Origin of the sequence: Pseudomonas sp. SMN5, from assembly GCF_052041925.1 — a bacterium.
Taxonomy (GTDB): Bacteria; Pseudomonadota; Gammaproteobacteria; order Pseudomonadales; family Pseudomonadaceae; genus Aquipseudomonas.
On the sequence record NZ_JBKGGX010000011.1, the window covers coordinates 82,719 to 107,289 of the forward strand.

The 24,571-nt window shown below is 62.7% G+C and carries 20 protein-coding genes, 4 tRNA genes and 1 pseudogene; 18 read left to right on the forward strand and 7 right to left on the reverse strand.

The features are described from left to right. Positions 1–123: 123 nt before the first annotated feature. Genes ACLEJR_RS13090 through ACLEJR_RS13100 form a run of 3 tightly spaced genes read right to left on the reverse strand, consistent with a single transcriptional unit; the run spans position 124 to position 5,078 of the window. Positions 124–2,025 (reverse strand): ATP-binding protein, encoded by a 1,902-nt coding sequence (locus ACLEJR_RS13090; RefSeq protein ID WP_440814431.1) that lies wholly within the window; start codon positions 2,023–2,025, stop codon positions 124–126. Then, positions 2,022–2,954 carry an ABC transporter substrate-binding protein gene (locus tag ACLEJR_RS13095; protein WP_440814434.1) on the reverse strand — a complete coding sequence of 311 codons (933 nt, stop codon included), beginning with the start codon at positions 2,952–2,954 and terminating at the stop codon, positions 2,022–2,024. The genes ACLEJR_RS13090 and ACLEJR_RS13095 overlap by 4 nt, the downstream gene beginning before the upstream one ends. Next, complete coding sequence (locus ACLEJR_RS13100; protein WP_440794260.1) at positions 2,955–5,078, reverse strand: TonB-dependent receptor plug domain-containing protein; 2,124 nt, start codon at positions 5,076–5,078, stop codon at positions 2,955–2,957. It lies immediately after the preceding gene. 199 nt (positions 5,079–5,277) lie between these two features. Between ACLEJR_RS13100 and ACLEJR_RS13105 the strand changes: the two genes are divergently transcribed. From ACLEJR_RS13105 to pyrF, 9 genes are all read left to right on the forward strand, one after another. Beyond that, a complete protein-coding gene (locus ACLEJR_RS13105) occupies positions 5,278–6,303 on the forward strand; it encodes an NAD(P)H-dependent glycerol-3-phosphate dehydrogenase (RefSeq protein WP_440794259.1) in 1,026 nt (341 codons plus the stop codon). Between the two features lie 30 nt (positions 6,304–6,333). Then, a complete protein-coding gene (locus tag ACLEJR_RS13110) occupies positions 6,334–6,681 on the forward strand; it encodes a DUF4389 domain-containing protein (protein WP_440794257.1) in 348 nt (115 codons plus the stop codon). Further along, a complete protein-coding gene (gene sixA / locus ACLEJR_RS13115) occupies positions 6,678–7,130 on the forward strand; it encodes a phosphohistidine phosphatase SixA (RefSeq protein ID WP_440814437.1) in 453 nt (150 codons plus the stop codon). Before ACLEJR_RS13110 ends, sixA begins: the two co-directional genes overlap by 4 nt. Positions 7,131–7,175: 45 nt before the next feature. Beyond that, positions 7,176–7,619 carry a hotdog fold thioesterase gene (locus tag ACLEJR_RS13120; RefSeq protein ID WP_440794253.1) on the forward strand — a complete coding sequence of 148 codons (444 nt, stop codon included), beginning with the start codon at positions 7,176–7,178 and terminating at the stop codon, positions 7,617–7,619. 290 nt (positions 7,620–7,909) lie between these two features. Next, a complete protein-coding gene (locus ACLEJR_RS13125) occupies positions 7,910–8,704 on the forward strand; it encodes an alpha/beta fold hydrolase (RefSeq protein WP_440794251.1) in 795 nt (264 codons plus the stop codon). Continuing rightward, positions 8,701–9,552, forward strand: a complete 852-nt coding sequence (locus ACLEJR_RS13130; protein WP_440814439.1) for an alpha/beta hydrolase — start codon at positions 8,701–8,703, stop codon at positions 9,550–9,552. Before ACLEJR_RS13125 ends, ACLEJR_RS13130 begins: the two co-directional genes overlap by 4 nt. Positions 9,553–9,681: 129 nt before the next feature. After that, positions 9,682–10,500, forward strand: coding sequence for a DUF4892 domain-containing protein (locus tag ACLEJR_RS13135; RefSeq protein WP_440814442.1), 819 nt, complete (start codon positions 9,682–9,684; stop codon positions 10,498–10,500). 62 nt (positions 10,501–10,562) lie between these two features. Then, complete coding sequence (locus ACLEJR_RS13140; RefSeq protein ID WP_440794246.1) at positions 10,563–11,600, forward strand: AI-2E family transporter; 1,038 nt, start codon at positions 10,563–10,565, stop codon at positions 11,598–11,600. 81 nt (positions 11,601–11,681) lie between these two features. Then, entirely contained in the window at positions 11,682–12,380 is a 699-nt protein-coding gene (pyrF, locus tag ACLEJR_RS13145) for an orotidine-5'-phosphate decarboxylase (RefSeq protein WP_440814445.1), read from the forward strand. A 134-nt stretch (positions 12,381–12,514) separates the two neighbouring features. On the opposite strand, the gene ACLEJR_RS13150 is transcribed toward pyrF, so the two are convergent. Further along, complete coding sequence (locus tag ACLEJR_RS13150; protein ID WP_440814446.1) at positions 12,515–13,519, reverse strand: NADP-dependent oxidoreductase; 1,005 nt, start codon at positions 13,517–13,519, stop codon at positions 12,515–12,517. Between the two features lie 223 nt (positions 13,520–13,742). Between ACLEJR_RS13150 and ACLEJR_RS13155 the strand changes: the two genes are divergently transcribed. The 4 genes and pseudogenes from ACLEJR_RS13155 to ACLEJR_RS13170 all read left to right on the forward strand — a co-directional run bounded on the left by ACLEJR_RS13155 (position 13,743) and on the right by ACLEJR_RS13170 (position 18,187). Next, positions 13,743–14,504 carry an SDR family oxidoreductase gene (locus tag ACLEJR_RS13155; RefSeq protein WP_440814448.1) on the forward strand — a complete coding sequence of 254 codons (762 nt, stop codon included), beginning with the start codon at positions 13,743–13,745 and terminating at the stop codon, positions 14,502–14,504. Positions 14,505–14,711: 207 nt separating this feature from the next. Further along, positions 14,712–16,109, forward strand: a complete 1,398-nt coding sequence (locus tag ACLEJR_RS13160; protein ID WP_440814451.1) for a PLP-dependent aminotransferase family protein — start codon at positions 14,712–14,714, stop codon at positions 16,107–16,109. Between the two features lie 992 nt (positions 16,110–17,101). Beyond that, positions 17,102–17,326: pseudogene (locus ACLEJR_RS13165) on the forward strand (HAMP domain-containing protein); the annotation flags it as partial. After that, positions 17,324–18,187: a methyl-accepting chemotaxis protein gene (locus ACLEJR_RS13170; protein ID WP_440814583.1), complete on the forward strand. Its 864-nt coding sequence runs from the start codon at positions 17,324–17,326 to the stop codon at positions 18,185–18,187. The pseudogene ACLEJR_RS13165 and the gene ACLEJR_RS13170, both read left to right, overlap by 3 nt. A 258-nt stretch (positions 18,188–18,445) precedes the next feature. On the opposite strand, the gene ACLEJR_RS13175 is transcribed toward ACLEJR_RS13170, so the two are convergent. Continuing rightward, positions 18,446–19,204 carry a hypothetical protein gene (locus ACLEJR_RS13175; RefSeq protein WP_440814454.1) on the reverse strand — a complete coding sequence of 253 codons (759 nt, stop codon included), beginning with the start codon at positions 19,202–19,204 and terminating at the stop codon, positions 18,446–18,448. A 361-nt stretch (positions 19,205–19,565) separates the two neighbouring features. Here ACLEJR_RS13175 and ACLEJR_RS13180 point away from each other — a divergent pair. From ACLEJR_RS13180 to ACLEJR_RS13195, 4 genes are all read left to right on the forward strand, one after another. Then, positions 19,566–19,641, forward strand: a tRNA-Glu gene (locus ACLEJR_RS13180). A gap of 2 nt (positions 19,642–19,643) precedes the next feature. Continuing rightward, positions 19,644–19,719, forward strand: a tRNA-Gly gene (locus ACLEJR_RS13185). Between the two features lie 105 nt (positions 19,720–19,824). After that, positions 19,825–19,900: transfer RNA gene (locus tag ACLEJR_RS13190), tRNA-Glu, on the forward strand. A gap of 3 nt (positions 19,901–19,903) precedes the next feature. Next, positions 19,904–19,979 (forward strand) — tRNA-Gly (locus ACLEJR_RS13195). A gap of 255 nt (positions 19,980–20,234) precedes the next feature. Here the strand turns inward: ACLEJR_RS13195 and ACLEJR_RS13200 are convergent. Both ACLEJR_RS13200 and ACLEJR_RS13205 read right to left on the reverse strand, forming a co-directional pair. Beyond that, positions 20,235–20,642: a PA2817 family protein gene (locus tag ACLEJR_RS13200; protein WP_440794235.1), complete on the reverse strand. Its 408-nt coding sequence runs from the start codon at positions 20,640–20,642 to the stop codon at positions 20,235–20,237. A 273-nt stretch (positions 20,643–20,915) separates the two neighbouring features. Then, entirely contained in the window at positions 20,916–23,363 is a 2,448-nt protein-coding gene (locus tag ACLEJR_RS13205; protein WP_440814456.1) for an acyl-CoA dehydrogenase, read from the reverse strand. Between the two features lie 516 nt (positions 23,364–23,879). On the opposite strand from ACLEJR_RS13205, the gene ACLEJR_RS13210 reads away from it, so the two are divergent. Then, positions 23,880–24,503 carry a glutathione S-transferase family protein gene (locus tag ACLEJR_RS13210; RefSeq protein WP_440794231.1) on the forward strand — a complete coding sequence of 208 codons (624 nt, stop codon included), beginning with the start codon at positions 23,880–23,882 and terminating at the stop codon, positions 24,501–24,503. The last annotated feature ends 68 nt before the right edge of the window (positions 24,504–24,571 follow it).

The window sequence follows — 24,571 nt, forward strand, 5'->3', positions numbered from 1 at the left end:
GGAAATGAATGTACACCTGTGCACTGAAATTTTAATCAAGCCTCCGGTGAAGGCTCGTTTGGGTGCCTAAGACTGCCGCACTTTCGCCTTTCACGCCAGTCGCAGATCGTCCAATGGCCGGGACTAATGTACCCAGCGCTGCAGAATCTGCTGCAGTTCCAGCCTTTTGAACGGTTTGGCCAGGTAATCGTTCATACCGGCCTCAAGACACGCCTCGCGGTCGCCCTGCAAGGCGTTGGCGGTCAAGGCTATGATCGGCACATCAGTGCATCCCGGCAGTTGGCGGATCCGCCGCGTGGCTTCGTAGCCATCGATGACGGGCAGCCGGCAGTCCATGAGAATCGCTTCGAAAATCAGGCTCTCGGCGCTGCGCACGGCCTGGGCGCCATCGGTGGCGACGCTGACGATGAACCCGAGGCTGCGCAGCATGGCTTCGATCACGGTCTGATTCACCGGATTGTCCTCTACCAGCAGGATGTTGCGACCTTCGCCATCGCCGCTGCCAACCGGCGAGCGCGGCACCGGGGCGGGGGGCATCTGGCGCGACAGTGCCAGCGGGATTTCCAGGGTGAACACCGACCCCCGGCCTTCCTCGCTCTGGGCCCGCAGCGTACCGCCCATGCGTTCGGCCAGGGTACGGGCGATCGGCAAGCCCAGGCCGGTGCCGCCGTAGCGGCGGGAAATCGAGCTGTCGGCCTGTTGGAAAGCGTCGAACATCCGGTCCAGGCTTTCGGTGGCAATGCCGATACCACTGTCGCGCACGGTGCAGGTGAACCACAGCAGTTCGTGGTCCAGGGCCTGCCATTGGCATTGCACAGTGATCCGCCCCTGTTCGGTGAACTTCAGCGCGTTGCCGATCAGGTTGACCAGGATCTGCCGGATCCGCGTCGGATCGCCCTGGACCTGCAAGGCCTGCATGTCCTCGGGGATCTGCAATTCCAGGTCCAGCTTGCGTTGCGCAGCGCTGTGTTGGAACGACTGGGCGCAACTGCCCACCAGTTCGGCCAGGTTGAACGCAATATGTTCAAGCTCCAGGGCCGAGCGTTCGATGCGCGAGAAGTCGAGGATGTCGTTGATCACCTTCAACAGGTGCTCGGTGGATTGCGAAGCCAGCGCCGTGTACTCGTGCTGTTCGTCGGTCATGCGCGTGGTTTCCAGCAGTTGCAACATGCCCAGCACGCCATTCATGGGCGTACGCAGTTCATGACTCATCATCGCCAGGAACTCGGACTTGGCGCTGTTGGCTTTCTCCGCTTCCTCCCGGGTCTGGATCAGTTGCGCCATGGCCTGGTGCTGTTCCCGGCTGGCCTGCTGCAAGCCTTCGGCCAGGTTATTGATGTGCCGCGACAACGCGCCCAACTCGCCGTCATCGACGATGGGCAGCGGTGTGCTGTAGTCCCCTTGCTGGATCGCCTTGACCGCGTCGCCGATGTCACGGATCGGTTGGGACAGGCTGGACGCCAGCCGCCGCGCCACCAAAAACGTGAACAGCAGTGCGAACAGCGCCAGGATTGCGGCCTTGAGCAGGATTTCCTGCTGACGCTGGCTGAACGCGTCGTTAGACATGCCGACAATGACCCGACCCAGATAATCCTCGAGCGGTGCCTCGATGGATGTGCTGGTGCCCTGCAGGAAATCATTGTTCAGGGCGATGCGTTGCAGGCGCACCGGCGCCTGGAACACTTCGACCTGCTGGGCGCGGCTGCGGGTCTGTTCGGGTTGCTCGACATACACCAACACTTTCCCGGCGCTGTCCTGGACTTCCAGAAAACGCACGTGAGGCGTCGCCAGGGTCGCGGTGAGCAGGCTTTCCAGGACCTCGTTGTTGCCGGAAATCACTCCGTACTCCGTGGCAGGAGCCAGTTGGTTGGCGATCAGTTGCCCGGTGTGATTGAGCTCCTGGCGCAGGTCCTGGATCCGCACGAAGGTAAAGAAGCTGATCAACAGTACGGTCAGCAGCAACGCCGGGCCGAGGGCGATGACCTGAGTGCGGGTGTTGATGTCCCAACGGCGACGCAAGGTCATGGGCGTTGTTCTCCTTCGGCCAGCATTGCCGCGACGGATTCGGCTTCGATCGGTTCGATCCCCAGCGAGCGGGCGACCTGGCGGTTGCCCAGGACTTTGAAGCGGGTCGGATAAAGGGTGCGCGGCCAACTAGCGGCGGGACGGTCGAGCAACTCGTCGAGAATCGCCAGCCAGTCTTCCTGGTCGCTGTAGCTGCTGGCCAGGCTGCCGGCCTTGACGAACGCAGCGCTCGGGCCGATCAGCGCACGCTGCCGGGCGTAGCTGCTGAGCAACAGGTTCTTGACCGTCTTGGGGTTGTACAGGTCGGGGTCATCGAGGCCCAGCAGCACATCGCTCTGGCCCAGCAGGTTTTGCAGGGGGCGGCTGTCGCTGGTGTCGTCCCAGCGCTCGGCGACGATCTCCAGGGCCAGTGGTGCGGCGGCCTGGCGAATGTCCTTGAGCAGGAATTCGCTGTGTCGGTCGTACAGCACGCCGACCCGCCGCACTTGCGGCAGGATCGTGCGGATCAGCCGCAGTTGTCGCGCCACCGGCGGGTCGCTCCACAGCAGGCTCAGGTGCTCGGGTGTGGCGTCGCCGAGGCGCTCCCGGGCTTGCTGGCGACTGATGCGCAACACCAATGTCGCCGGTCCGCGGGCGTCCTGCAAACGCCAGTCGAGGCTGGGCAGATCAAGCAGGATCAGGCGGACACCGGCCGGCAGCTTGTCCGGCGCCGGCAGGCTGGCCAATGGCGTGAATCGCACCTCATCCTCGGGCCGCAGCGCCCTGAGGGCCTGGGTGAAGGATTGCACGCCGGGGCCGTCCTCGGCGCCGGTCAACAGAATGTCGGCGGCGCGGGCCTCGAACATCGCCAACCAGCCGGCCAGCAGCAGGCATAACGCCAGTGGCAGGCGGCCAGACAATGGCGTCTTGCGTGAGCGGCCCCGGGCCATCTAGAAGGACAACTCCGCACTGAAGTACAGGGTATGGCGCGAGTCGTAGCGGTTGTCGATGAACGTGGTGGGTTGATTATCCAGGCGCTCTTGCAGGACGCCGGCCAGCTCCAGGCTCGCCTTGCCCAGGGGGATGCGTCGGGCGAGGCGGGTGTCGACCCGTTCGAAGCGATAACCGTTGATGGCATCGGCGGCGTAGTAGAACACGGCGCTGTTCCAGCCTTGGCCCCAGTCCCGCAGCCAGCCGGCCGAACCGCTGTTGCGGGCTGTCAGTTGTTCGTCGAGCGGGTTGCTGGCCTTGGCGTCGACGTAGGCATAGGTCAGGCGCAGGCGGTCGGCGCTGGTCATGCGCCAGTCGAATTGGGTTTCGGCGCCGGAAAACTCTGACCGATTGCTGTTGCTGGCGATGTACTGATTGTTGCGCAGCGGTTCGCTGATCATGCCGGTTATTTCGTCATGGAACAGCTTTACGTCCATCGCCAGGCCCAGGTCCATGAAGAAACCGTTGTAGCCCAGCTCTCGGGAGCGCATGTGTTCTTGCTCCAGGTCGCCCGGGCCACGGGTTCGGACGAAGTAACGGGCACTGCGCTGGCCGAAGGCGGCGGGCTGCAGGCTGGTGACCTGGTAGCTCCAGTTGACGTTGTTCTCGAACATGTCCGGCGAACGCACGGCTTCGGAGTACACCGCCCGCAGGCCGTGGCGCGGGGTGATCAGGTAATTGACCGCGACCCTCGGGGTCAGCGAGCTGCCGGTCAGGCGGGTGTCTTCGAACATCGCGCCGCCTTGCAGCAGCCAGTGTTCACTGGCTCGCCATTCGAGCTGGCCGAACAGCCGCCAGGTGGTGTCGTCCACGGTGCCGTTGAAATAGGTCTCGGAGTCGGCCCGGTCGTAGCGATAGTTCGCCCCGGTGACCAGGCGCAGGCTGTCGGACAAGCTCAGCGTGTCCTGGATTTCCAGGTCGTAGCGCGACTCCCGGGCGCTCTGGTCGATGTCCCCGCAGAGCGTGCGCGAAGCGCCGTTGCGCCACTGGTCGAGCACCTGGTTGCCGAGCGCCTGTTCTTGCGCGGTGCCGGGCGGCGCGCCGCTGGCGGTGAAGCTGGGCATATTGCGCGCCAGCTTCTCGGCGTAATAAGGGTTGAGTTGCCACAGGTCCGTCAGTTGCGGGCTGAAGGACACTTCGGCATCGCAGGCGCGCCAGGTCTGCTGGCGATCCCAGTGCTGGGCCGAGCCTTGTACATAAAGGCTGTGCTCGGGATTCAGGTCCAGGTTCCAGCGCAGGGAACCGGCATAGTCCTTGGCAATGACGTCGGAGTTATCCCCAGCGGCGGTGATCCCGGCAAATACCGGGCGGTAGGTGTAGGGCCGCTGGTTGGTCCCGTCCTTGGCATTGAGCTGCCAGTCGATGCTTTGCCGCTCATCGAGGGTCTGGCTGACGGACAGGTTGAAGCGGTTCAGGCGACGGCTGTCACGGTAGTCGGCGCCGTTGCGGTTGCTGTCAAAACCGTCGTCTTCCTGGCCGGACAATGACAGTCGCAGGTCGCCGCCGTCCCAGCCGCTGCCCTGGCTGGCGTACCAGTCGCTGATGCCGCGCTGGCCCCGGGTGATTTTCATCCGGGTGCCGTGGCTGTCGGCAGGCGCGCGAGTGATGATGTTGACCACCGCCATCAGCGCATTGGCGCCGTAGCTGACGGTATTGGGACCGCGGAAGACTTCGATTCTCTCGATGTCCTCCATGGCTACCGGAATATCGCTCCAGTCCACGGTTGCCAGGCCGGCGCGGTACACCGAGCGGCCATCGATCAGCACCTGCATGCGCCGTGCTTCGCTGGCGTTGGTGCCGTGATAATTCACGGCGGCCTGGTTGCCGCTGATATTGCCGACCATCATGCCCGGCACCAGGCGCAACAGTTCGCTGATGTCCCGGGCACCGCTGGACTTGATCAACTCGCTGTCCAGTACCGTCATGCTGCCTGGCACCGCCGCCGGCGATTGCTTCAGGCGCGTGGCCGTCAGCACTTGCGGCAACGGCTGGCTGTCGACAAACAGGTCGTCAGCCAGCACCGGCGGGCTGATGATCAGCGCCAGTAACAGCGACGAGCCTGGACGGAGGGGGCCAACTGACACGGCACAGCCTTCGGTAATGGAGGAATGGCGGGCATGGTAACTGAGCTGAACGACTTTTCCATTCACGTTGATGGCATTTTCCCAAGAGCTGAGAGTCAGCTTTCTACCATCGCAGGTAATTTTTGCCGGGGCTGGTCGCGCTCCGGCCGCTCCGTATAATGCCCCGCATTGCCACTTGGTATGGATGAACGGATTGCATATGACTGAACAGCGCCCGATTGCGGTCCTGGGAGGCGGGAGTTTCGGTACCGCCGTGGCCAACCTGCTGGCCGAGAATGGCCTTGTAGTGCGCCAATGGATGCGCGACCCGGAGCAGGCCGAGGCTATCCGGGTCAACCGCGAGAATCCGCGTTACCTCAAGGGCATCAAGATCCGCCCGGAAGTGGAGCCGGTCACCGATTTGCAGGCGACCCTGGAGGACAGCGAGCTGTTTTTCGTCGCCTTGCCATCCAGTGCCTTGCGCTCGGTCCTGGCGCCCCATGCCGAACGCTTGAGCGGCAAGCTGCTGGTGAGCCTGACCAAGGGCATAGAGGCCCAGAGCTTCAAGCTGATGAGCGAAATCCTCGAAGAAATCGCCCCCAAGGCGCGGATCGGAGTGATCTCCGGGCCGAACCTGGCGCGGGAGATCGCCGAGCACGCGCTGACCGCCACCGTGGTCGCCAGTGAAGACGAAGCGCTGTGCCAACGAGTCCAGGCCGCGCTGCATGGCCGTACCTTCCGGGTCTATGCCAGCGCCGACCGTTATGGGGTGGAGTTGGGCGGGGCCCTGAAGAACGTCTATGCCATCATCGCCGGCATGGCAGTGGCACTGGGCATGGGCGAAAACACCAAGAGCATGCTGATTACCCGGGCGCTGGCGGAAATGACCCGGTTTGCCGTGAGCCAGGGCGCCAATCCGATGACCTTCCTGGGATTGGCCGGAGTGGGCGACCTGATCGTCACCTGTTCTTCGCCCAAGAGCCGTAACTATCAGGTCGGTTTCGCCCTCGGCCAGGGCTTGAGCCTCGATGAAGCGGTGTCGCGCCTGGGGGAAGTCGCCGAGGGCGTGAACACCCTCAAGGTGCTCAAGGCCAAGTCCCAGGAGGCGGGCGTCTACATGCCGCTGGTCGCCGGGCTGCACGCGATTCTGTTCGAGGGGCGCACGCTGGAGCAGGTCATCGAACTGTTGATGCGGGGCGAACCGAAGACCGATGTCGATTTCATTTCCACCAGCGGTTTCAACTGAACCTTTACTGACCGCGAGCAGGAGCGAGCCATGAACGATCCGAAAGGGCAACCCCAATACGAGTCCATCCTGTTGCGTGTGCTGTGGATGGTGATCTACCTGCTGGTCTGGCAGGTGGCGCAGTTCATCCTCGGCGCCGTGGTGCTGGTGCAACTGGTTTATCGGCTGATCTACGGCGCCCCCAGCGCCAGCCTGATGAATTTCGGCGACAGCCTGAGCCAGTTCCTCGCGCAGATCGGTCGTTTCGGCACGTTCCACAGCGACCAGAAGCCTTGGCCGTTCGCGGACTGGCCGACCCCACGCGCACCGGACGGCGAAGCACCGCACGCCGTGGCGCCGGCGCCGCACCCGGTCCGCGATGAAGAGCCGAAGCTATGAAACTGTGGATATTGCGCCATGGTGAGGCCGAGCCTTACGGCGCTCGACCGGATCCGGAGCGAACCTTGACCTCCCACGGCCGCGAAGAAGTGCTGCGCAGTGCCGCCGGGTTGATCGGCCAGCCGCTGCTGGCGATTTACGCCAGCCCTTACCGGCGCGCCCAGCAGACGGCGCAACTGGTGCGCGAAGCGCTGGGGTTCGAGCCGGAACTGGTCACCGTGGATTGGCTGACGCCGGACATCCGGCCCCAAGCGGTGCTGGAGCACCTCGGGGACCAGGGCGATGTGCTGCTGGTCAGCCATAACCCGTTGGTGGGCAGCTTGCTGGGATTGCTGCAGCACGGTCATCTGCAACAACCCGAACAGGTGAAGACGGCCGGCCTGGCCGAGCTGGAAGGCGAGCTGCCGCTGGCCGGGGCGATGACGCTCAAGGGCCTGCGTCATCCGTGAGGTGGCACAATTGAATGCAACAAAAACAACAAAGGAAAGGCAACGATGAGTCTGTGGCGCACCACCCCCAACATCGAACAACTGAACGCGGCTGGTAAAAATACCATCAGTGAAGTGCTGGACATCCGTTTCGAGTCGTTCGACGACGAGTCCTTGACCGCCAGCATGGTGGTCGACCATCGCACCCACCAACCGTTCGGCCTGCTGCACGGCGGCGCTTCGGTGGTACTGGCCGAGACGGTCGGTTCCATGGCTGCCTACCTGTGCGTGGACACCAGCAAGTTCTATTGCGTGGGCCTGGAGATCAACGCCAACCACCTGCGCGGCGTGCGCAGTGGCCGGGTCACCGCCACCGCCCGGATGGTCCACCTGGGCCGCACCACCCAGGTCTGGGACATCCGCTTGACCAACGATGACGGCAAGGTCAGCTGCGTATCGCGCCTGACCATGGCCGTGGTGCCACTGGGCGAGCAGCCGCCGGCGCGTTGAGGTTTTGTGGCTGCCGAAGGCCGTATGGCTGGCAAATCCACCGTGGCGAGGGAGCTTGCTCGCGCTGGGCTGCGAAGCGGCCCCAAACCTACCAATTCCATTCCCCTGGTACAGCGCGCATCCTGAAATAGGCCTGCTACGCAGGCCAACGGGAGCAAGCTCCCTCGCCACGGGGGATTCTGGGGGCCATAGCCCAACCCCGCCTGTCATCATTCCTGTCACTTACGGTCATTGCCGCGCCAACGGCTTGTGCGGACAATCAGCCGCAGTTCCCCAATGGATCGGCTGTCATGTCGCAACAGGTATTTTTCGCCCACGCCAACGGTTTTCCATCGGCCACCTACGGCAAATTGTTCGCCGCGCTGGCGCCGCAGTACGAAGTCGCGCACCTGGAGTTGCACGGGCATGACCCACGCTTTCCGGTGGACGACAACTGGCACAACCTGGTGGACGAGCTGATCCATCACCTGGAGTTGCAACCGGCACCGGTGTGGGGCGTCGGTCACTCCCTGGGCGGCGTGCTGCATCTGCACGCGGCCTTGCGTCGTCCGCAGCTGTACCGTGGCGTGGTCATGCTTGATTCACCGGTGCTGACCCGAGCCGACCAATGGGTGATCCTGGCCGCCAAGCGCCTCGGTTTCATTGATCGCCTGACCCCGGCCGGCCGGACGCTGGGGCGACGCGAGGAATTCGCGGACCTGGCGTCGGCCCGGCAGTATTTCGCCGGCAAGACCCTGTTCCGTGGTTTCGATCCGGATTGCTTCGACGCCTACTTGCAACATGGCCTGCGGCAGGACGGTGATCGACTGCGACTGCGTTTCGACCCTGCCACGGAAATCAGCATCTATCGCGGCGTACCGCACACCAGCCCCGGACGGGCGCGCAAGCTCAAAGTGCCGTTGGCGGTGGTGCGCGGGCGGCAGAGCCGGGTGGTGATGCGTCACCACACTCGTTCGGTGGGCCGCATGCCCCAGGGCGAGGCCTTGAGCATGCCCGGCGGTCACATGTTTCCCCTCGAACGTCCGCAGGACACCGCCAACCTGCTCAAGGACCTTTTCCAACGCTGGGAAGGGCGCAGCGCATGAGTGTGGTCGAAGAGGTCCGCCTGAGCCTGCCCCATATCGAACTGGCGGCGCATCTGTTCGGCCCGGAAAATGGCCGGCCGGTGATCGCCTTGCACGGCTGGCTGGACAACGCCAACAGCTTTGCCCGCCTGGCGCCGCGCCTGGAGGACCTGCGGATCATTGCCCTGGACATGGCCGGCCACGGTCACTCCGGGCATCGGCCGCCCGGTGCCAGCTATTCCCTTTGGGATTCGGCCCACGACGTCCTGCAAGTCGCCGAACAATTGGGCTTGAAGCGTTTTGCGCTGCTGGGGCACTCCATGGGGGCCATCGTTGCGCTGGTGCTCGCCGGCTCTTTGCCGGAGCGGGTGACACACCTGGCACTGATCGACGGATTGATCCCTCCTACCGCCAAGGGTGATAACGCGGCCGAGCGCATGGGCATGGCCTTGCAAGCGCAGCTGGATTTGCAACACAAACGCAAACCGGTCTACGAGACCCTCGAGCGCGCCATCGAAGCGCGCATGAAGGGACTGGTCGCGGTGAGCCGCGAGGCTGCCGAGTTGTTGGCCCAGCGCGGCCTGATGCCGGTGCCCGGCGGGTATACCTGGCGCACCGACAATCGCCTGACCTTGCCGTCGCCCGTGCGCCTGACCGATGAGCAGGCCATGGCATTCGTGGCGCGGATCGGTTGCCCTGCACATCTGGTGGTGGCGTCCGGCGGCTTGCTCGTGCAACACCGTGCCCTGCTGGAGCGTCTACCCTTCAGTCATGAACAGCTGCCAGGCGGCCATCATTTGCACGTGAACGACGAGGCGGGTGCCGCGCTTGTAGCAGACTGTTTCAATCGGTTCTTCAGCGATTCTTGACTTGCGCCGGGCAACTGTCGAGGCTGGGCGGGTTGAAAGGGAGACAACCATGACAGATCTCTGTTTACTCGCCTCACGCTGCGTCGATGCCACCCGCCGTATCCAGGCCTTTCGGGCCAAGTCGACCCGATGAAACTATCCATTCGTACCTTCGTCCTGCTGATGCTGCCCTGCATCAGCCCGGCCTCGTTCGCCGCCGATGTGCCCGGCAGTCGCGACCTGGAACCTGTACCCCGCATGCCCGATGCGCAGATTGTCGATTATCGGCAATCCAGCGACGTGGAGCGGGTCTATCCCATGAGCGCGATCCGCAAGATCAGCGGCCAGTTGCGTTTCGACGGTCAGGTCGACAGCCGGGGTAATGTCACTTCGGTGACCTACGAGCTCCCGCCTGAGCATTCGGCCACCCAGGGCTTCACCGCCGCTCGCGAAGCCTTGCAGAAGCAGGGCGCGCAGGCGTTGTTCTGGTGCCAGGCCCGGGATTGCGGCGAGAGCAGCCTGTGGGCCAATGAAGTGTTCGGCAATGCCAAGCTCTACGGCGCCGACAACGGGCAGGCCTACCTGCTGCTGCGCCTGGCGCCGCCGGCGGACAACACATTGATGGCGCTGTACGCCATCACCCGCGGCAACCGCAAGGCCTACCTGCACGTCGAGCAGTTCGAGGCCGGTGCACCGCTGGGAGAGCTGCTGCCAACCTCGGCCACGCTGCTGCGCCAGCTCAAGGACACCGGGGTGCTGGATCTGCCGCGCCTTTCCGGCGCGCCGGACGACGCCTGGGTTCGTCTGTTGTCCCGGGCACTGAACCTGGACACGGGCCTGCGGGTCAGTATCGCCGGACCCAACGCCGAGGACTGGCTGCAGGCGCTGGCGGCGCAGGGCGTGCGACTGGCGCGCATGGAGACCGCAGCGGGCGATGCGGCGGGCCTGCACCTGGAGTTGCTGCGCTAAGCTGTTGCGAGGCGACGGGTACCACGCCGTTGCCTCGACCCTGTTCATTTCCGAGACCCTACATGCTCAATAACGATCGACTGTTGGTGCAGATCCTGCTCCTTGTATTGTTCGGCGCAAGCCTCTGGGTGATGGCGCCGTTCTGGTCGGCGCTGTTCTGGGGCGCGGTGCTGGCATTTGCCAGTTGGCCATTGATGCGCCTGCTGACCCGTTGGCTCAACGGTCGCGAATCTCTGGCGGCGGCACTGCTGACGGTGGGCTGGATGCTGCTGGTGGCGGTGCCGCTGGTATGGCTGGGTTTCAACCTGGCCGATCATGTGCGCGACGCCACGTCCTTCATCAGGGATGTCCAGGTCGATGGCCTGCCCGACGCCCCGGTATGGCTGGCCGACCTGCCACTGGTGGGCGGTCGACTGGTGGCGATCTGGAACAGCGTCGATCAGCAGGGCGCGGCGATGATGGTGTCCATCAAGCCGTACCTGGGGCAGGTCGGCAACTGGCTGCTGGCCCGCAGCAAGCAGATTGGCGGCGGCATGCTCGAACTGACCCTGAGCATCGTGTTCGTGTTCTTTTTCTATCGCGACGGCCCGCGCCTGGCGGCGTTTGTCCACGGGTTGCTGGAACGCTTGATCGGCGACCGTGCCGGTTACTACATAGAACTGGTAGCCGGTACGGTCCAGCGGGTGGTCAATGGCGTGATCGGTACTGCGGCGGCCCAGGCCTTGCTGGCACTGATCGGCTTCCTGATTGCCGGGGTGCCGGGCGCCCTGGTCCTGGGGATCGTCACGTTCCTGTTGAGCCTGATTCCGATGGGACCGCCGCTGGTCTGGATCCCCGCCACGGCCTGGTTGGCCTGGAAGGGTGAATACGGGATGGCGGTGTTCCTCGGCATCTGGGGCACGTTCATCATCAGCGGCGTGGACAACGTGCTCAAGCCCTATCTGATCAGCCGCGGCGGAAACCTGCCGCTGGTCATCGTGCTGCTGGGTGTGTTCGGCGGCTTGATCGCCTTCGGCTTCATCGGCCTGTTCATCGGCCCAACCTTGCTGGCCGTGGCGTACAGCCTGTTGACCGACTGGAGCAAAAGCCAGGCACGCTAGTTTTACCGATTACCGGGTCCCGCAAGGGCACCGGTTCCGCTACAATGCGCGCCGATTTCGACCTTGCCTGAGAGCCCGCTCATGTCCGCCTGCCAGACGCCCATCATCGTCGCCCTGGATTTCCCTACCCGTGACGCCGCCCTGAAGCTGGCCGACCAGTTGGACCCCAAGCTGTGCCGGGTCAAAGTCGGCAAGGAACTGTTCACCAGCTGCGCTTCGGAAATCGTCGGCACTTTGCGCGACAAAGGGTTCGAAGTGTTCCTGGACCTGAAATTCCACGATATCCCTAACACCACCGCGATGGCGGTCAAGGCGGCGGCCGAGATGGGCGTGTGGATGGTCAACGTGCATTGCTCCGGCGGCCTGCGCATGATGGCGGCCTGCCGTGAAGTGCTGGACCAGCGCAGCGGCCCGCAACCGTTGCTGATCGGCGTGACCGTGCTGACCAGCATGGAGCGCGAGGACCTGGCCGGAATCGGCCTGGACATCGAGCCCCAGGAGCAAGTGCTGCGCCTGGCGGCGCTGGCACAGAAGGCGGGCCTGGATGGTCTGGTCTGTTCGGCGTTGGAGGCCTATGCCTTGAAGACCGCACATCCGACGCTGCAACTGGTGACCCCGGGTATTCGCCCGGCGGGCAGCGCCCAGGACGACCAGCGGCGCATCCTGACCCCACGCCAGGCCCTGGACGCCGGTTCCGATTACCTGGTGATCGGCCGTCCGATCAGCCAGGCGGCCGACCCGGCCAAGGCATTGGCAGCGGTGGTGGCCGAACTGGCCTGAGCAAGCGCCAGGCCCTGTCTGGCGCAAATCAACTGTGGGAGCGAGCCTGCTCGCGATGGCGATGCATCAGTCAACTTTAATGTGTCTGATAAACCGCTATCGCGAGCAAGCTCGCTCCCACAGTTGTTTGTGTGTCAGACCTTCAATACCAGCTTTCCGAAATTCTCCCCACTGAACAATTTGGTCAATGTCTCGGGGAACGTCTCCAGTCCTTCGACGATGTCCTCCTTGCTCTTGAGCTGCCCCTTGGCCATCCAACCGGCCATTTCCTGCCCGGCAGCGGCGAATTGCGAGGCGTAGTCCATTACCACGAAGCCTTCCATGCGTGCCCGGTTGACCAGCAGTGACAGATAGTTGGCCGGGCCTTTTACCGCTTCCTTATTGTTGTACTGGCTGATGGCGCCACAGATCACCACGCGGGCCTTGAGGGCCAGGCGGCTGAGCACGACATCCAGGATGTCGCCGCCGACGTTATCGAAATACACGTCCACGCCCTTGGGGCATTCGCGCTTGAGCCCGGCCTGGACGTCTTCGCTCTTGTAGTCGATGGCGCCGTCGAAGCCCAGTTCATCGATCAGGAATTTGCATTTGTCGGCGCCACCGGCAATGCCCACCACGCGACAGCCTTTGAGCTTGGCGATCTGCCCGGCGATGCTGCCCACCGCACCTGCGGCGCCTGATAGCACTACGGTTTCACCGGCCTTGGGCGCGCCGACATCCAGCAGTGCGAAATAAGCGGTCATGCCGGTCATGCCCAGCGCGGACAGATAACGTGGCAGCGGGGCCAGTTTCGGGTCGACCTTGTAGAAACCTCTTGGCTCACCCAGGAAAAAATCCTGCACGCCCAGCGCACCGTTGACGTAGTCTCCGACGGCGAACCCCGGATTGTTCGAAGCGATCACCTGACCGACACCCAGGGCCCGCATCACTTCACCGATGCCTACCGGCGCAATATAGGACTTGCCTTCGTTCATCCAGCCGCGCATGGCCGGGTCCAGGGACAGGTACTCGTTCTTTACCAGGATCTGGCCGGCGGCCGGCTCGCCGACCGGTACTTGCTGATAGGTGAAAGTCTCGCGGGTCGCCGCACCCACCGGGCGCTTGGCGAGCAGGAACTGGCGATTGGTCTGGGCAGTCATGGCTGGCACTCAAGATGAATGAAGCTTTGTTGATAGACCTTCGGCGCACTGGCCGCAAGGTTTGCCGACCCAGCGAATGCACGCCAATCCAACGCAGTGATAGTGCCTGCCGTCCCGTTATCACCGGCGCCCATGATCCCTTAACCGGTATCTGGATAGTGCTGCCGCGCTGCCCGGGGCTGTGACTACACTTCGTCGATCCCGCATTTTCGAGGAACTGGCAATGAGCATGACGTTTTCCGGACAGGTCGCCCTGGTGACGGGCGCCGCCGCTGGCATTGGCCGCGCCACCGCCCAGGCGTTCGCGGCAGAAGGCTTGAAAGTCGTGGTGTCCGATCTGGACGCCGCCGGCGGCGAGGGCACCGTGCAAGCGATCCGCGAGGCGGGCGGTGAAGCGGTGTTCGTGCGCTGCGACGTGACGCTGGAAGCCGACGTGCAGCACCTGATGAACGAAGTGATCAGTACCTACGGCCGCCTGGATTACGCGTTCAACAACGCCGGGATCGAGATCGAAAAGGGCAAGCTCGCCGATGGCACCCTCGACGAGTTCGACGCGATCATGGGCGTCAATGTGAAAGGCGTCTGGCTGTGCATGAAGTATCAGTTGCCGTTGTTGCTGGCCCAAGGCGGCGGGGCCATCGTCAACACGGCCTCGGTGGCCGGCCTGGGGGCGGCGCCGAAGATGAGCATCTATGCCGCCTCCAAACATGCAGTGATCGGCCTGACCAAATCGGCCGCCATCGAATACGCCAAGAAAAAGATCCGCGTGAATGCCGTGTGCCCGGCGGTGATCGATACCGACATGTTCCGGCGCGCCTATGAGTCGGATCCGAAAAAAGGCGAGTTCGCCAACGCCATGCACCCGGTAGGGCGGATCGGCAAGGTCGAAGAAATCGCTAGTGCCGTGTTGTACCTGTGCAGCGATGGTGCGGCATTTACCACCGGCCATTCCCTGGCGGTGGATGGCGGAGTCACTGCGTTCTGACGATGCACGCTGTTGAGTTTGCAGGAACAAGCCCGCACTGGTTGCGGGCTTTTTCTTGGGCGATGGCAAAACGATTGGATCGAGCAGCCATTGTGTTTCAAAGGTTGAAAATCAGCACTTTTGGCGACGTTGTCGTACATCGCCCTGCGACGGCCTGTGCTTAACTGTTTCCAGAAATAAAACAAATGCTTAGGAGTTTGGTTACTCATGGAATTGAGAATCGACCGACAGGCCCTGGTGCCAGTCGTGCAGCAAATCGTCGACGCCTTGATCGGATGGATCCGACAGGACGCAGTCGAGCCTGGGACACGCCTGCCCTCCATCCGCCAGTTGGCACGGGACAATCTGCTCAGCCAGTCCAGCGTCAGTGAGGCGTGCGAGCGTCTGGTGGCTCAAGGGCTATTGGCGTCCCGCCATGGGTCGAGCTTTTTTGTGGCGCCGCCCCCTTCGCCCGGGCCCGTGTCTGCCAGCAGTAATCAGCGCAAGAACCTACATCTCAACCGCCTCGACCTTGATGACGGCTCGTCATGGGAGCTGAAGCTGGGTGATGGCGGGCTGCCGGAGAGCTGGCGTGAAAGCGACGACTTGGGCTACGCGATTCGCCAGGTCACGCGCACCGACATGGCGGGGTTGTTCAATTACAGCACGCCGCTGGGGCTGCCCGCCTTGCGCGAGCAATTGTCCAGGCGCCTGAAGCAGTTCAATATCGACGTCGACAAAGACCTGGTCCTGACCACCTCCGGGGCCACCCAAGGGCTCGATCTGATCGTGCGGACGCTGTTGTCGCCCGGGTCCTGCGTGGTGGTGGAAAGCCCCGGTTATCCGAATTTGTTCGACCTGCTCCGACTGCACCGGATTGAAATGCTCGAACTGCCCAGGACCCCGCGCGGCCCGGACGTCGAGGCGCTGAAAAACCTTTTGGCGACTCGCCGGCCCAGTGCCCTGTTCATCAACAGCGCCTGCCACAATCCGACCGGCAGCAGCCTCGCTCCGGCAGTGGCTCAACGGCTGTTGGAACTGACCAGGCAATACGCCGTGCAGGTGATCGAAGATGACGTCTATGCCGACTTCCAGAGTTCGACGCGCACCCGCCTGGCGGCGCTGGACCCGGAGGTGATCTACCTGGGCAGTTTTTCGAAAACGCTCAGCAGCTCGTTGCGAGTCGGATTCATCGCGGCGCCGTCACCGATCATCACACGCTTGAGCGAGGTCAAGGGGGTGACCAGCATGGGCGGCTCGCGGTTCTGTGAGTCGGTGCTGGCCAGCCTGCTGGCCAATGGTGCCTACCGCAAGCTGGTCCAGCGCCAGCGCCAACGTTTGGCGGGCGATATGGCCTCTGTGTTGCAAGTACTGGAGGATGCCGACTGGGAGGTGTTCGGCAAGCCGGCCGGTGGGCTTTTCATCTGGGCACGTCCGCCATTGTGTGACTACGCTGGATTACAGCGCCTGGCCAAGCGGTTCGGCGTGCTGCTGTCTTCGCGTACCGCTTTCAGCCCTTCAGGTGCCGACAGTGACTGGCTGCGGATCAACGTAGCGTGTGCCCACGATCCGAGGGCCAAGGCGTTTTTCCAGGCTGCGGCTCTGGATCGACCTCAAGCGTTCTGAAAACGACGAAGCTGTAGCTTTTTGCCATTATTCCGACGCCAGCATCTTGTGTTGCAGGGCGTCTCGTTGCGAATCTGCGAACAACACACACTGGCAGAGGACTGAGCGCAATGAATTCGGCCGTGCAAGGACGTTTTGCCAATTTGGGTATGGCAAAGAAACTGGGTATCGGATTTGTCCTGGTGCTGCTGCTGACTGCTGTAGTCGCGGCGATCGGCGTCTGGTCCCTGCAGACCATCAGTCAGCGTTTCGAGGGGCTGAAGCAGATGTCCTCCCTCAACAGTGGTTTGCTCAAGGTCCGGTTGCTGGAACAGGAATTCGCCTCGCGCTCGGACCCCAAGACGGCCGATGCTTTGCGCCAGGGCGTTGACCAGCTGGTTGTCCTGGCCGGCGAGCTCAAGGCCCAGTCGGCCGCCAATGTGCCGGTGATGAACGATGTGGAGCAGGCGCTGACGGCGTATCGCAAGGCGTTCGACGAATTTGTCGGTTTGAGTCAGAGCAAGGATCTGGCGCTGGAGATGGCGAGCTGGTCGGTGTCCAGCGTGGCCAATAACCTGGATGTTTTACAGGCAGGCCTGGCGGACGATGGCGCCTATACCTTGAAGGATTCCGAAGGCAAGGAAGGTGCCGAGTTCATCGAGCAGGCCAATCAGGTCAGCGAGGTTTCGCGGCTGATGCTGCAGGCCATGAACGAGGCGCGGGTCCGCTTGGACCAGAGCCGCAAAGGCAACGCCGAGGGCGCCGGCCAAGGCACCATCGAACAGGCCGAGCAGGCCATGAAGCAGGCCGAAGCTCTCAAGACGACCGTCAAGGATCCAGGCTACCAGACTGTGCTCAACGAAGTGGCCGGACACATCGCCGGTTTCAATCAGCAACTGGCTGAGTACACCGGTCTGTTGGACAAGGAAAAGGCTGTCTACCAGCAATTGCACGAGCGGGCCGCCCAAGTGGTGGAACGGGTTGACCAGGCCTACGCCGCCGAAGACCACGCCATGCAGGCCGAGCTGAAAAAGAACTCACTGCTGATCATTGGATCGTCGGCGCTGGCGCTGTTGGTGGGCTTGATTGCCGCCTGGGTCATCACCCGGCTGATCGTGGGGCCGCTGCGTAGCGTGATTCGTGTGGCCCAGCGAATCGCCGCAGGCGACTTGAGCGCCACGGTCGAAGTGACGCGGCGGGACGAGATCGGTCAATTGATGCTGGCGATGCAGCAGATGGGCGCTGGCTTGAGTGGCATTGTCAGCGGCTTGCAGGCGGGTATCGAACAATTGGCCAATTCGGCCCAATCGCTGTCGGCCGTGACGGAGCAGACCAACCTCGAAGTGAGCAGTCAGAAAGAGGAAACCGAACAGGTCGCCACGGCGATGAACCAGATGACCGCCACCGTGCACGATGTGGCGCGTAATGCCGAAGAAGCGGCCCAGGCGGCTCAGACCGCCGACGATAAGGTCGAGAGCGGACAACAGGTGGTGCGCCAGAGCATGGCGCGCATTGAGCAATTGGCCGATTCGGCCACGTCGGCCAGCTCCAGCATCGAAAGCCTCAGCGCCGAGATCCAGAACATCGGCACGGTGCTGAGTGTGATCAAGAGCGTGGCTGAGCAAACCAACCTGCTGGCGCTCAACGCCGCCATCGAGGCCGCACGGGCCGGGGAGCAGGGCAGGGGCTTTGCCGTCGTGGCCGACGAAGTGCGAGCCCTGGCCAGGCGTACGCAACAGTCCACCGAGGAAATCGAGCGGTTGGTCAGCGCCTTGCGTGCAGCGGCCCAGGCTTCCGTGCAGCAGATCCAGGGCAGCGGTGAGCTGGTGAAGATGGCGGTCAGCGATGCCTTGCAGACCGAAAGCGCCTTGGGCAGCATTGCGGCGGCGGTGTCGTTGATCCAGCAGATGAACCAGCAAATCGCCGCAGCGGCCGAAGAGCAGAGCTCTGTGGCCGAAGAAATCAACCGCAGCGTCACCAGCATCCGCGCCAGCGCTGATCAATCGTCCCTGGCGATGCGCGGTAACGCGGCGTCCAGCATCGAGCTGGCGCAGTTGGGCGTTGAGCTGAAGGGGATGGTGGGGCATTTCAAGTTGTGAGCCGGCGATAGCCGATTCAACACAAAAGCAGTTTTGTCTGCCAGGAGTGAATGCGGGCATAACTGCGGGGAACACAACCCCCCGTGGCGAGGAAGCTTGCTCCCGCTGGGGCGCGTAGCGGCCCTGAAACCTGATGGCGCGATGGATCAGGTTGAGGAGGGGATTTTCTTGGGGCTGTTGCGCCCGAGGCGTCGGACCGGCCCAGCGGGGGCAAGCTCCCTCGCCACAGGAGCTCTACCGCCACAGGGTAGCGCCGTATCAGTCGTAAACCTTCTTCTTCTTCCACTCGTCGTTTATTTCGTCTTCCTTCAAGCCTTCGGTCAACTGGTTGACTTCGCCTTCGACCGGCTGGGTGCTGGCCAGGACCATTGCGTTGGCGCGGGCCAGGAGTTTTTCCAGGTAGGCCAGTTGTTCGGCGTAGGCCTGTGGTTCCTGCTGCTTGCGCAGATACTGCACGCCGCGTTCGAACGCCAGGCGCGCTTGCCCCGGTTGTTCCTGTTGCAAGGCTTGTTGGCCGAGGTTGTTGAAGAACTCGATGTGCAGCAGTACCAGGATGTACCGCACTTCACGGATCCAGCGCTTGGCTTCGTTGGGCGGCAGAAAACCGTCCTGGGCGGCGCGGGTGATCTGGCCATGCAAGGCTTCGAGCAGGAATCGCACATCCTTGGCCTTGGCTTCGGTCAGGATCGGGGCGGGCGGGTTGGACACAGGGATCGATTCACCCTGGGCGGCCAGAGCGCTCAACTCGTCCAGGCGTGCCTTGACCGCGGTATTGTTCTTCTCCAGGTTCAGCAGGCGCTGGCAGACGTTCATCTCCAGACGTGTCATCAGCAATTTCAGGGCTGGGGTCATCAACTGCCCGGGGAAGGTTTCGGTGAGCTCGCCGCAGCGACGCATGCGGTCATTGAGTTCGACCTTGGTGCGGACCTTTTCCAGCTTATTGTTTTCCACCACATGGTTCATGTAGCCAATGGCGATCAACAGTGCGATCCCGGCTACGACGAGCAGGGTGATCATGAGTGGTGTCACCGGTAAGACCTCTTTATTGGGGTACGCATGTCATGAGTGTAGTGGCTAGGCTATTAGGCGCATAGGCCGATTAGACGGGCGTCGCGCTGTTTATGGGCTGGATCGTCAGATGAATGCACATTGCCACCATTTCCTGGAGGCAACTATAGCGTCTTGGCGGGCGACAGAATATAGGCGCCAGAGACCGGGCGGGGGAAATCTGCGAATCACCTGCAAACCGGGCGAAGTCATTGATTTAAATAAATTTATATCTGGGGGTTGACGACCCCCCAATCCATCCATAGAATGCGCGCCACTTACAGCGTAAAGCACTCAGCGAAACGCGGTAGGGAGTGAATGTAGTACGTGTGTCCCCTTCGTCTAGTGGCCTAGGACACCGCCCTTTCACGGCGGTAACAGGGGTTCGAGTCCCCTAGGGGACGCCAATGCGGGAATAGCTCAGTTGGTAGAGCACGACCTTGCCAAGGTCGGGGTCGCGAGTTCGAGTCTCGTTTCCCGCTCCAATTTTAAACAGCGTTGCCTTTGGGCAGGGCTGAGTGAAACCAGAACCGCCATCTTCGGATTCGGATCTGGGCACTGGAACACACACCATGTGTTCCGGGCAGCGTGTCCCCTTCGTCTAGTGGCCTAGGACACCGCCCTTTCACGGCGGTAACAGGGGTTCGAGTCCCCTAGGGGACGCCATTTGCGGGAATAGCTCAGTTGGTAGAGCACGACCTTGCCAAGGTCGGGGTCGCGAGTTCGAGTCTCGTTTCCCGCTCCAAATTCAAAAAAACGCCGCTCATCGAGCGGCGTTTTTTTATGCCTGTGGAAAGCCGCTCCAGTCCTCCAGGCTGTGCACTAGGTTCTCTGTTTTTTCCGACCTCATCGCGCGGGTTGTGGGTCCTCATTCTCCTTCGCAGCCATTCTCCTGTGGGAGCAAGCCTGCTCGCGAACGGATGCATGAACGCCCCCTTCGACCGGGCAGAAAAAAGCCCGCCGGGTCAACCATGCGGGCTTTTGAACAGCGCTTATAAAATCAGTGCTTGCTGTCTTGGTCCGACATCGCCAGCAACTGCTTTTCCTGGTTCCAGTCGAAGGGCTCGTCGTTTTGTTCGGCTTCGAAGCGACGCTCCTCCAGGGCCTGGTACAGGGCGATTTCGTCGTCGGGCATGTAATGCAGGCAATCGCCGCCGAAATACCAGAGCAGGTCGCGAGGCACCAGGTGGGCGATCTGTGGGTAACGGACGATGACCTGGCACAACAGATCCTGGCCCAGGTACTGGCTTTCGATAGGGTCTACAGGCAGTTGGGCACGCAGTTCGTCGAAACGCTCCACAAACAGGGCATGGCTTTCTTCGGGAACCTGTTCGGCCTCACCCACGGCGACCAGGATGCTGCGCAAGTGGTCGAGCAAGACGAGGTGATCGGCAACGACGTTGGACACGAGATAAGTCCTCAAGAGCAAAACGGGCGCAGGAGTATAAGGGGCCCGCGCGCGGTTTTATAGGGTTGGGCGGATTGGGCCGATGAGAGTCATGTGTGTTGGCTCCTGACAAAAGGGGATTGTGGCGAGGGAGCTTGCTCCCGCTCGGTCGGTCCGACGCCTCGGGCGCAGCAACCGCAAAAGTCGGGTGCCGCTACGCGCCCCAGCGGGAGCAAGCTCCCTCGCCACATAAAGTACAAACCCTCGACACGGGGTGTTTGAAATTCCTCTCTGTCAGCGCACTTTAGCCTCGGCGGGTGTCAGTTGCTCCTTGTCGAAGTCGTCCACGTCAATGACCTTGCGCCGGGCCGCTTCGGCCGCACGCAGGGCCTGGGCTTCGCCCGCCTGCAGTACACCCGCCTCAAGCGCAGTGTCGATCAGCGGTTCGCCAGGTGCCGGATTGAGCTGACCATGTTTGAACGCCTCATGCAGTTTCTTGTGCAAGGGACGGGCAGCCTCCAGCAGGTTACAGGCATGCTGCAGGGCTCCGACCGGATCTTCAGGCGATTGCGGGCGATAGCAGCCCTGCAGCAACTCTTCGAGGGTCGGGTCGCCTTTGGATCGACCGATGACCGCAGCCACCTCTGCATCCAACCTGTCGCTAGGTCCCTTGTGGCGACGGCCGAAGGGGAATACCACCAGGCGCAGCAGGCAACCGAGCACGCGGCTGGGGAAGTTGGCCAGCAATTCGTCCAGGGCCCGCTCGGCCTGGCCCAGGCTTTCTTCCATGGCCCAGGTGAACAGTGGCGTCATGTGATCCGGCGAACCGAGATCGTGGTAACGCTTGAGCGCGGCGGAAGCCAGGTACAGGTTGCTCAGCACATCGCCCAGGCGCGCCGATAACCGTTCCCGGCGCTTGAGCTCGCCCCCCAGCAGCATCATGCTCAGGTCTGCCAGCAAGGCGAACGCCGCCGCTTGCCGGTTGAGCGCTCGGAAATAACCTTGGCTCAAGCCGTTGCCGGGCGCCCGCTCGAAGTGGCCCAGGCCCAGGTTCAGTACCAGGGTACTGGCGGCGTTGCTGACGGCAAAACCGATGTGCTTGAGCAGCAACCCGTCGAACTCGATCAGCGCCTGGTCCTTGTCCTCGCGGGTGGCCAAGGCCATTTCCTTGAGCACGAACGGATGGCAGCGGATGGCACCCTGGCCGAAGATCATCAGGTTGCGTGAGAGGATGTTCGCGCCTTCGACAGTGATGAAGATCGGCGCGCCTTGCCAACTGCGCCCCAGGTAATTGTTCGGGCCCATGATGATGCCCTTGCCGCCGTGCACGTCCATGGCGTGGCTGATGCACTCGCGGCCGCGCTCGGTCAGGTGATACTTGAGGATGGCCGACAGTACCGAGGGCTTTTCCCCCAGGTCGACCGCATTGGCGGTCAGCATGCGCGCGGCGTCCATCAGCCAGGCGTTGCCACCGATACGCGCCATGGCCTCCTGGATGCCTTCGAAGGCGGACAGCGGTACGTTGAACTGTTCGCGCACCTGGGTGTACTGGCCGGTTACCAAGCTGGTGAACTTCGCCGCCCCGGTGCCCACCGCCGGCAGCGAGATCGAGCGGCCGACCGACAGGCAGTTCATCAGCATCATCCAGCCCTTGCCGAGCATCTCCTGGCCGCCAATGAGGAAATCCAGGGGAATGAACACATCCTTGCCCCAGTTCGGACCGTTCATGAACGCGGCGCCGAGCGGCAGGTGGCGCTGGCCGATCTGCACGCCGGGCGTGTCGGTGGGGATCAGAGCGAGGCTGATGCCCAGGTCTTCTTCGTCGCCCAGCAGATGATCCGGGTCATACGCCTTGAAGGCCAGGCCCAGCAAAGTAGCTACCGGGCCGAGGGTGATGTAGCGCTTTTCCCAGTTCAGGCGCAGCCCTAGGGTTTCCCGGCCTTGCCATTGGCCCTTGCAGACGATGCCGGTGTCGGGCATCGCCCCGGCATCGGAGCCGGCCAGCGGCCCGGTCAGGGCGAAGCAGGGGATGTCATCGCCACGGGCCAGTCGCGGCAGATAATGGTCGCGTTGTTCGTCGGTGCCGTAGTGCAACAGCAGTTCCGCCGGGCCGAGGGAGTTGGGGACCATCACCGTAGAAGCGAGGTCGCCGCTGCGGGTCGCCAGTTTCATGGCGACCTGAGAGTGGGCATAGGCGGAGAAGCCCTTGCCGCCGTATTCCTTGGGAATGATCAGTGCGAAGAAGCCATGTTCCTTTATGTGCGCCCAGGCTTCGGGCGGCAGGTCCATGGCCTGGCCGATCTGCCAGTCGCTGACCATGGCACAGAGCTCTTCAGTGGGCCCGTCGAGGAATGCCTGTTCTTCTTCGGTCAGTTGCACCTTGGGATAAGACAGTAGTGTGTCCCAGTCCGGACGGCCGCTGAACAGTTCGCCGTCCCACCACACCGTACCGGCGTCGATGGCGTCGCGCTCGGTCTGGGACATGGGCGGCAAGGTTTTCTGGAACCAGTCGAACATCGGTGCACTGAAATAGCGCCGACGCAGGTCCGGCAGCAGTAGCGGTGCTGCAACGGCGGCGAACAAAATCCAGAGGACCAGCATCAGCCAACCGGGCGCGTGGCTGAAAATTCCCATGGCCAGCAGGTAGACCGCGACGATGCCCAGCGCGGGCAGCGGGTCGGTGCGCCGATGCGCGAGCCAGGCGACCCCGACGACCAGGACCAGTATCCACAACAACAGCATATGTAATCCTCCGTGAACCAAGGCAAGCCGACCTTCAGAGCTTAGACGGCATCTGCAAAGCCGGCGGTAGGCGCGATGTGATTGAAATCGTGGGAAACCCTGGATGTATTGCGCCAGTCTGGTTGGCAACAGCCGTAGGAAATCGTTCGTCGCTGAGGTGAGAAAACGCCATTGTTTGGCTGAAATGTCGTGATTGCTGGGGCAGGGCTGTGGATGGACTCGAGCTGCACTGGTGCAGGTCAGCGCAGGCCCGCTTTGTGGCGAGGGAGCTTGCTCCCGTTGGCTGCGCAACAGCCCCGGGCTTTTTTGCGGTCGCTGCGCCCGAGGCGTCGGACCGACCGAGCGGGAGCAAGCTCCCTCGCCACAAAGGTAGCGCCAACTTCACCCATGCAGGTGCTGTTCAAGAGGCACCCCAATAGCTGAATCCTGTTTGCTACCGGTGTCATGCAGACCGATTTGAGTCACACCAGATCCGGCGTATGCTGCTGCGGCATTTCATCCATAGAGGAAGCCGTGATGCTGAAGATTTGGGGCCGGAAGAATTCATCGAACGTGCGCAAGGCGCTGTGGTGCGCCGAGGAGCTGGGGTTGGCCTACGAGGCGATTGACGCCGGTGGGGCGTTCGGTGTGGTGGACACCCCCGAGTACCGGGCGAAAAACCCCAATGGCAGGGTACCGATGATCGAAGACGACGGCTTCGTGCTGTGGGAATCCAATACCATCGTGCGTTACCTGGCGGCTCGCCATGCGTCGGGAACGACCTGGTATCCCGCTGACCTGCAGGCGCGGGCCAGCGCCGAAAAATGGATGGACTGGACCACTTCGACCTTTGCCGCACCGTTTCGCACGGTATTCTGGGGCGTCTTGCGTACCCCGGCCGAGCAACAGGACTGGGCGGCGATCAACGAGGCGATCAAGGTTTGCGACGAGTCGCTGGTCATGGTAGATCAGGCGTTGAGCCAGCAGCCGTACCTTTCGGGCGATGAAATCGGCATGGGTGATATCCCCCTCGGCTGTTTCATTTATGCCTGGCTGGAGATGCCTATCCAACGCGCCCCACTGCCTCATGTAGAGGCCTGGTACGCCCGGTTGCAACAACGTCCGGCCTACCGCAAGGCGGTCATGACCGCGTTGACTTAATACTTACTATCGACACGCTTGACTGTACTTGCGCGGCGACGCCACGCACCATGCCCTTCGTGCGCCAT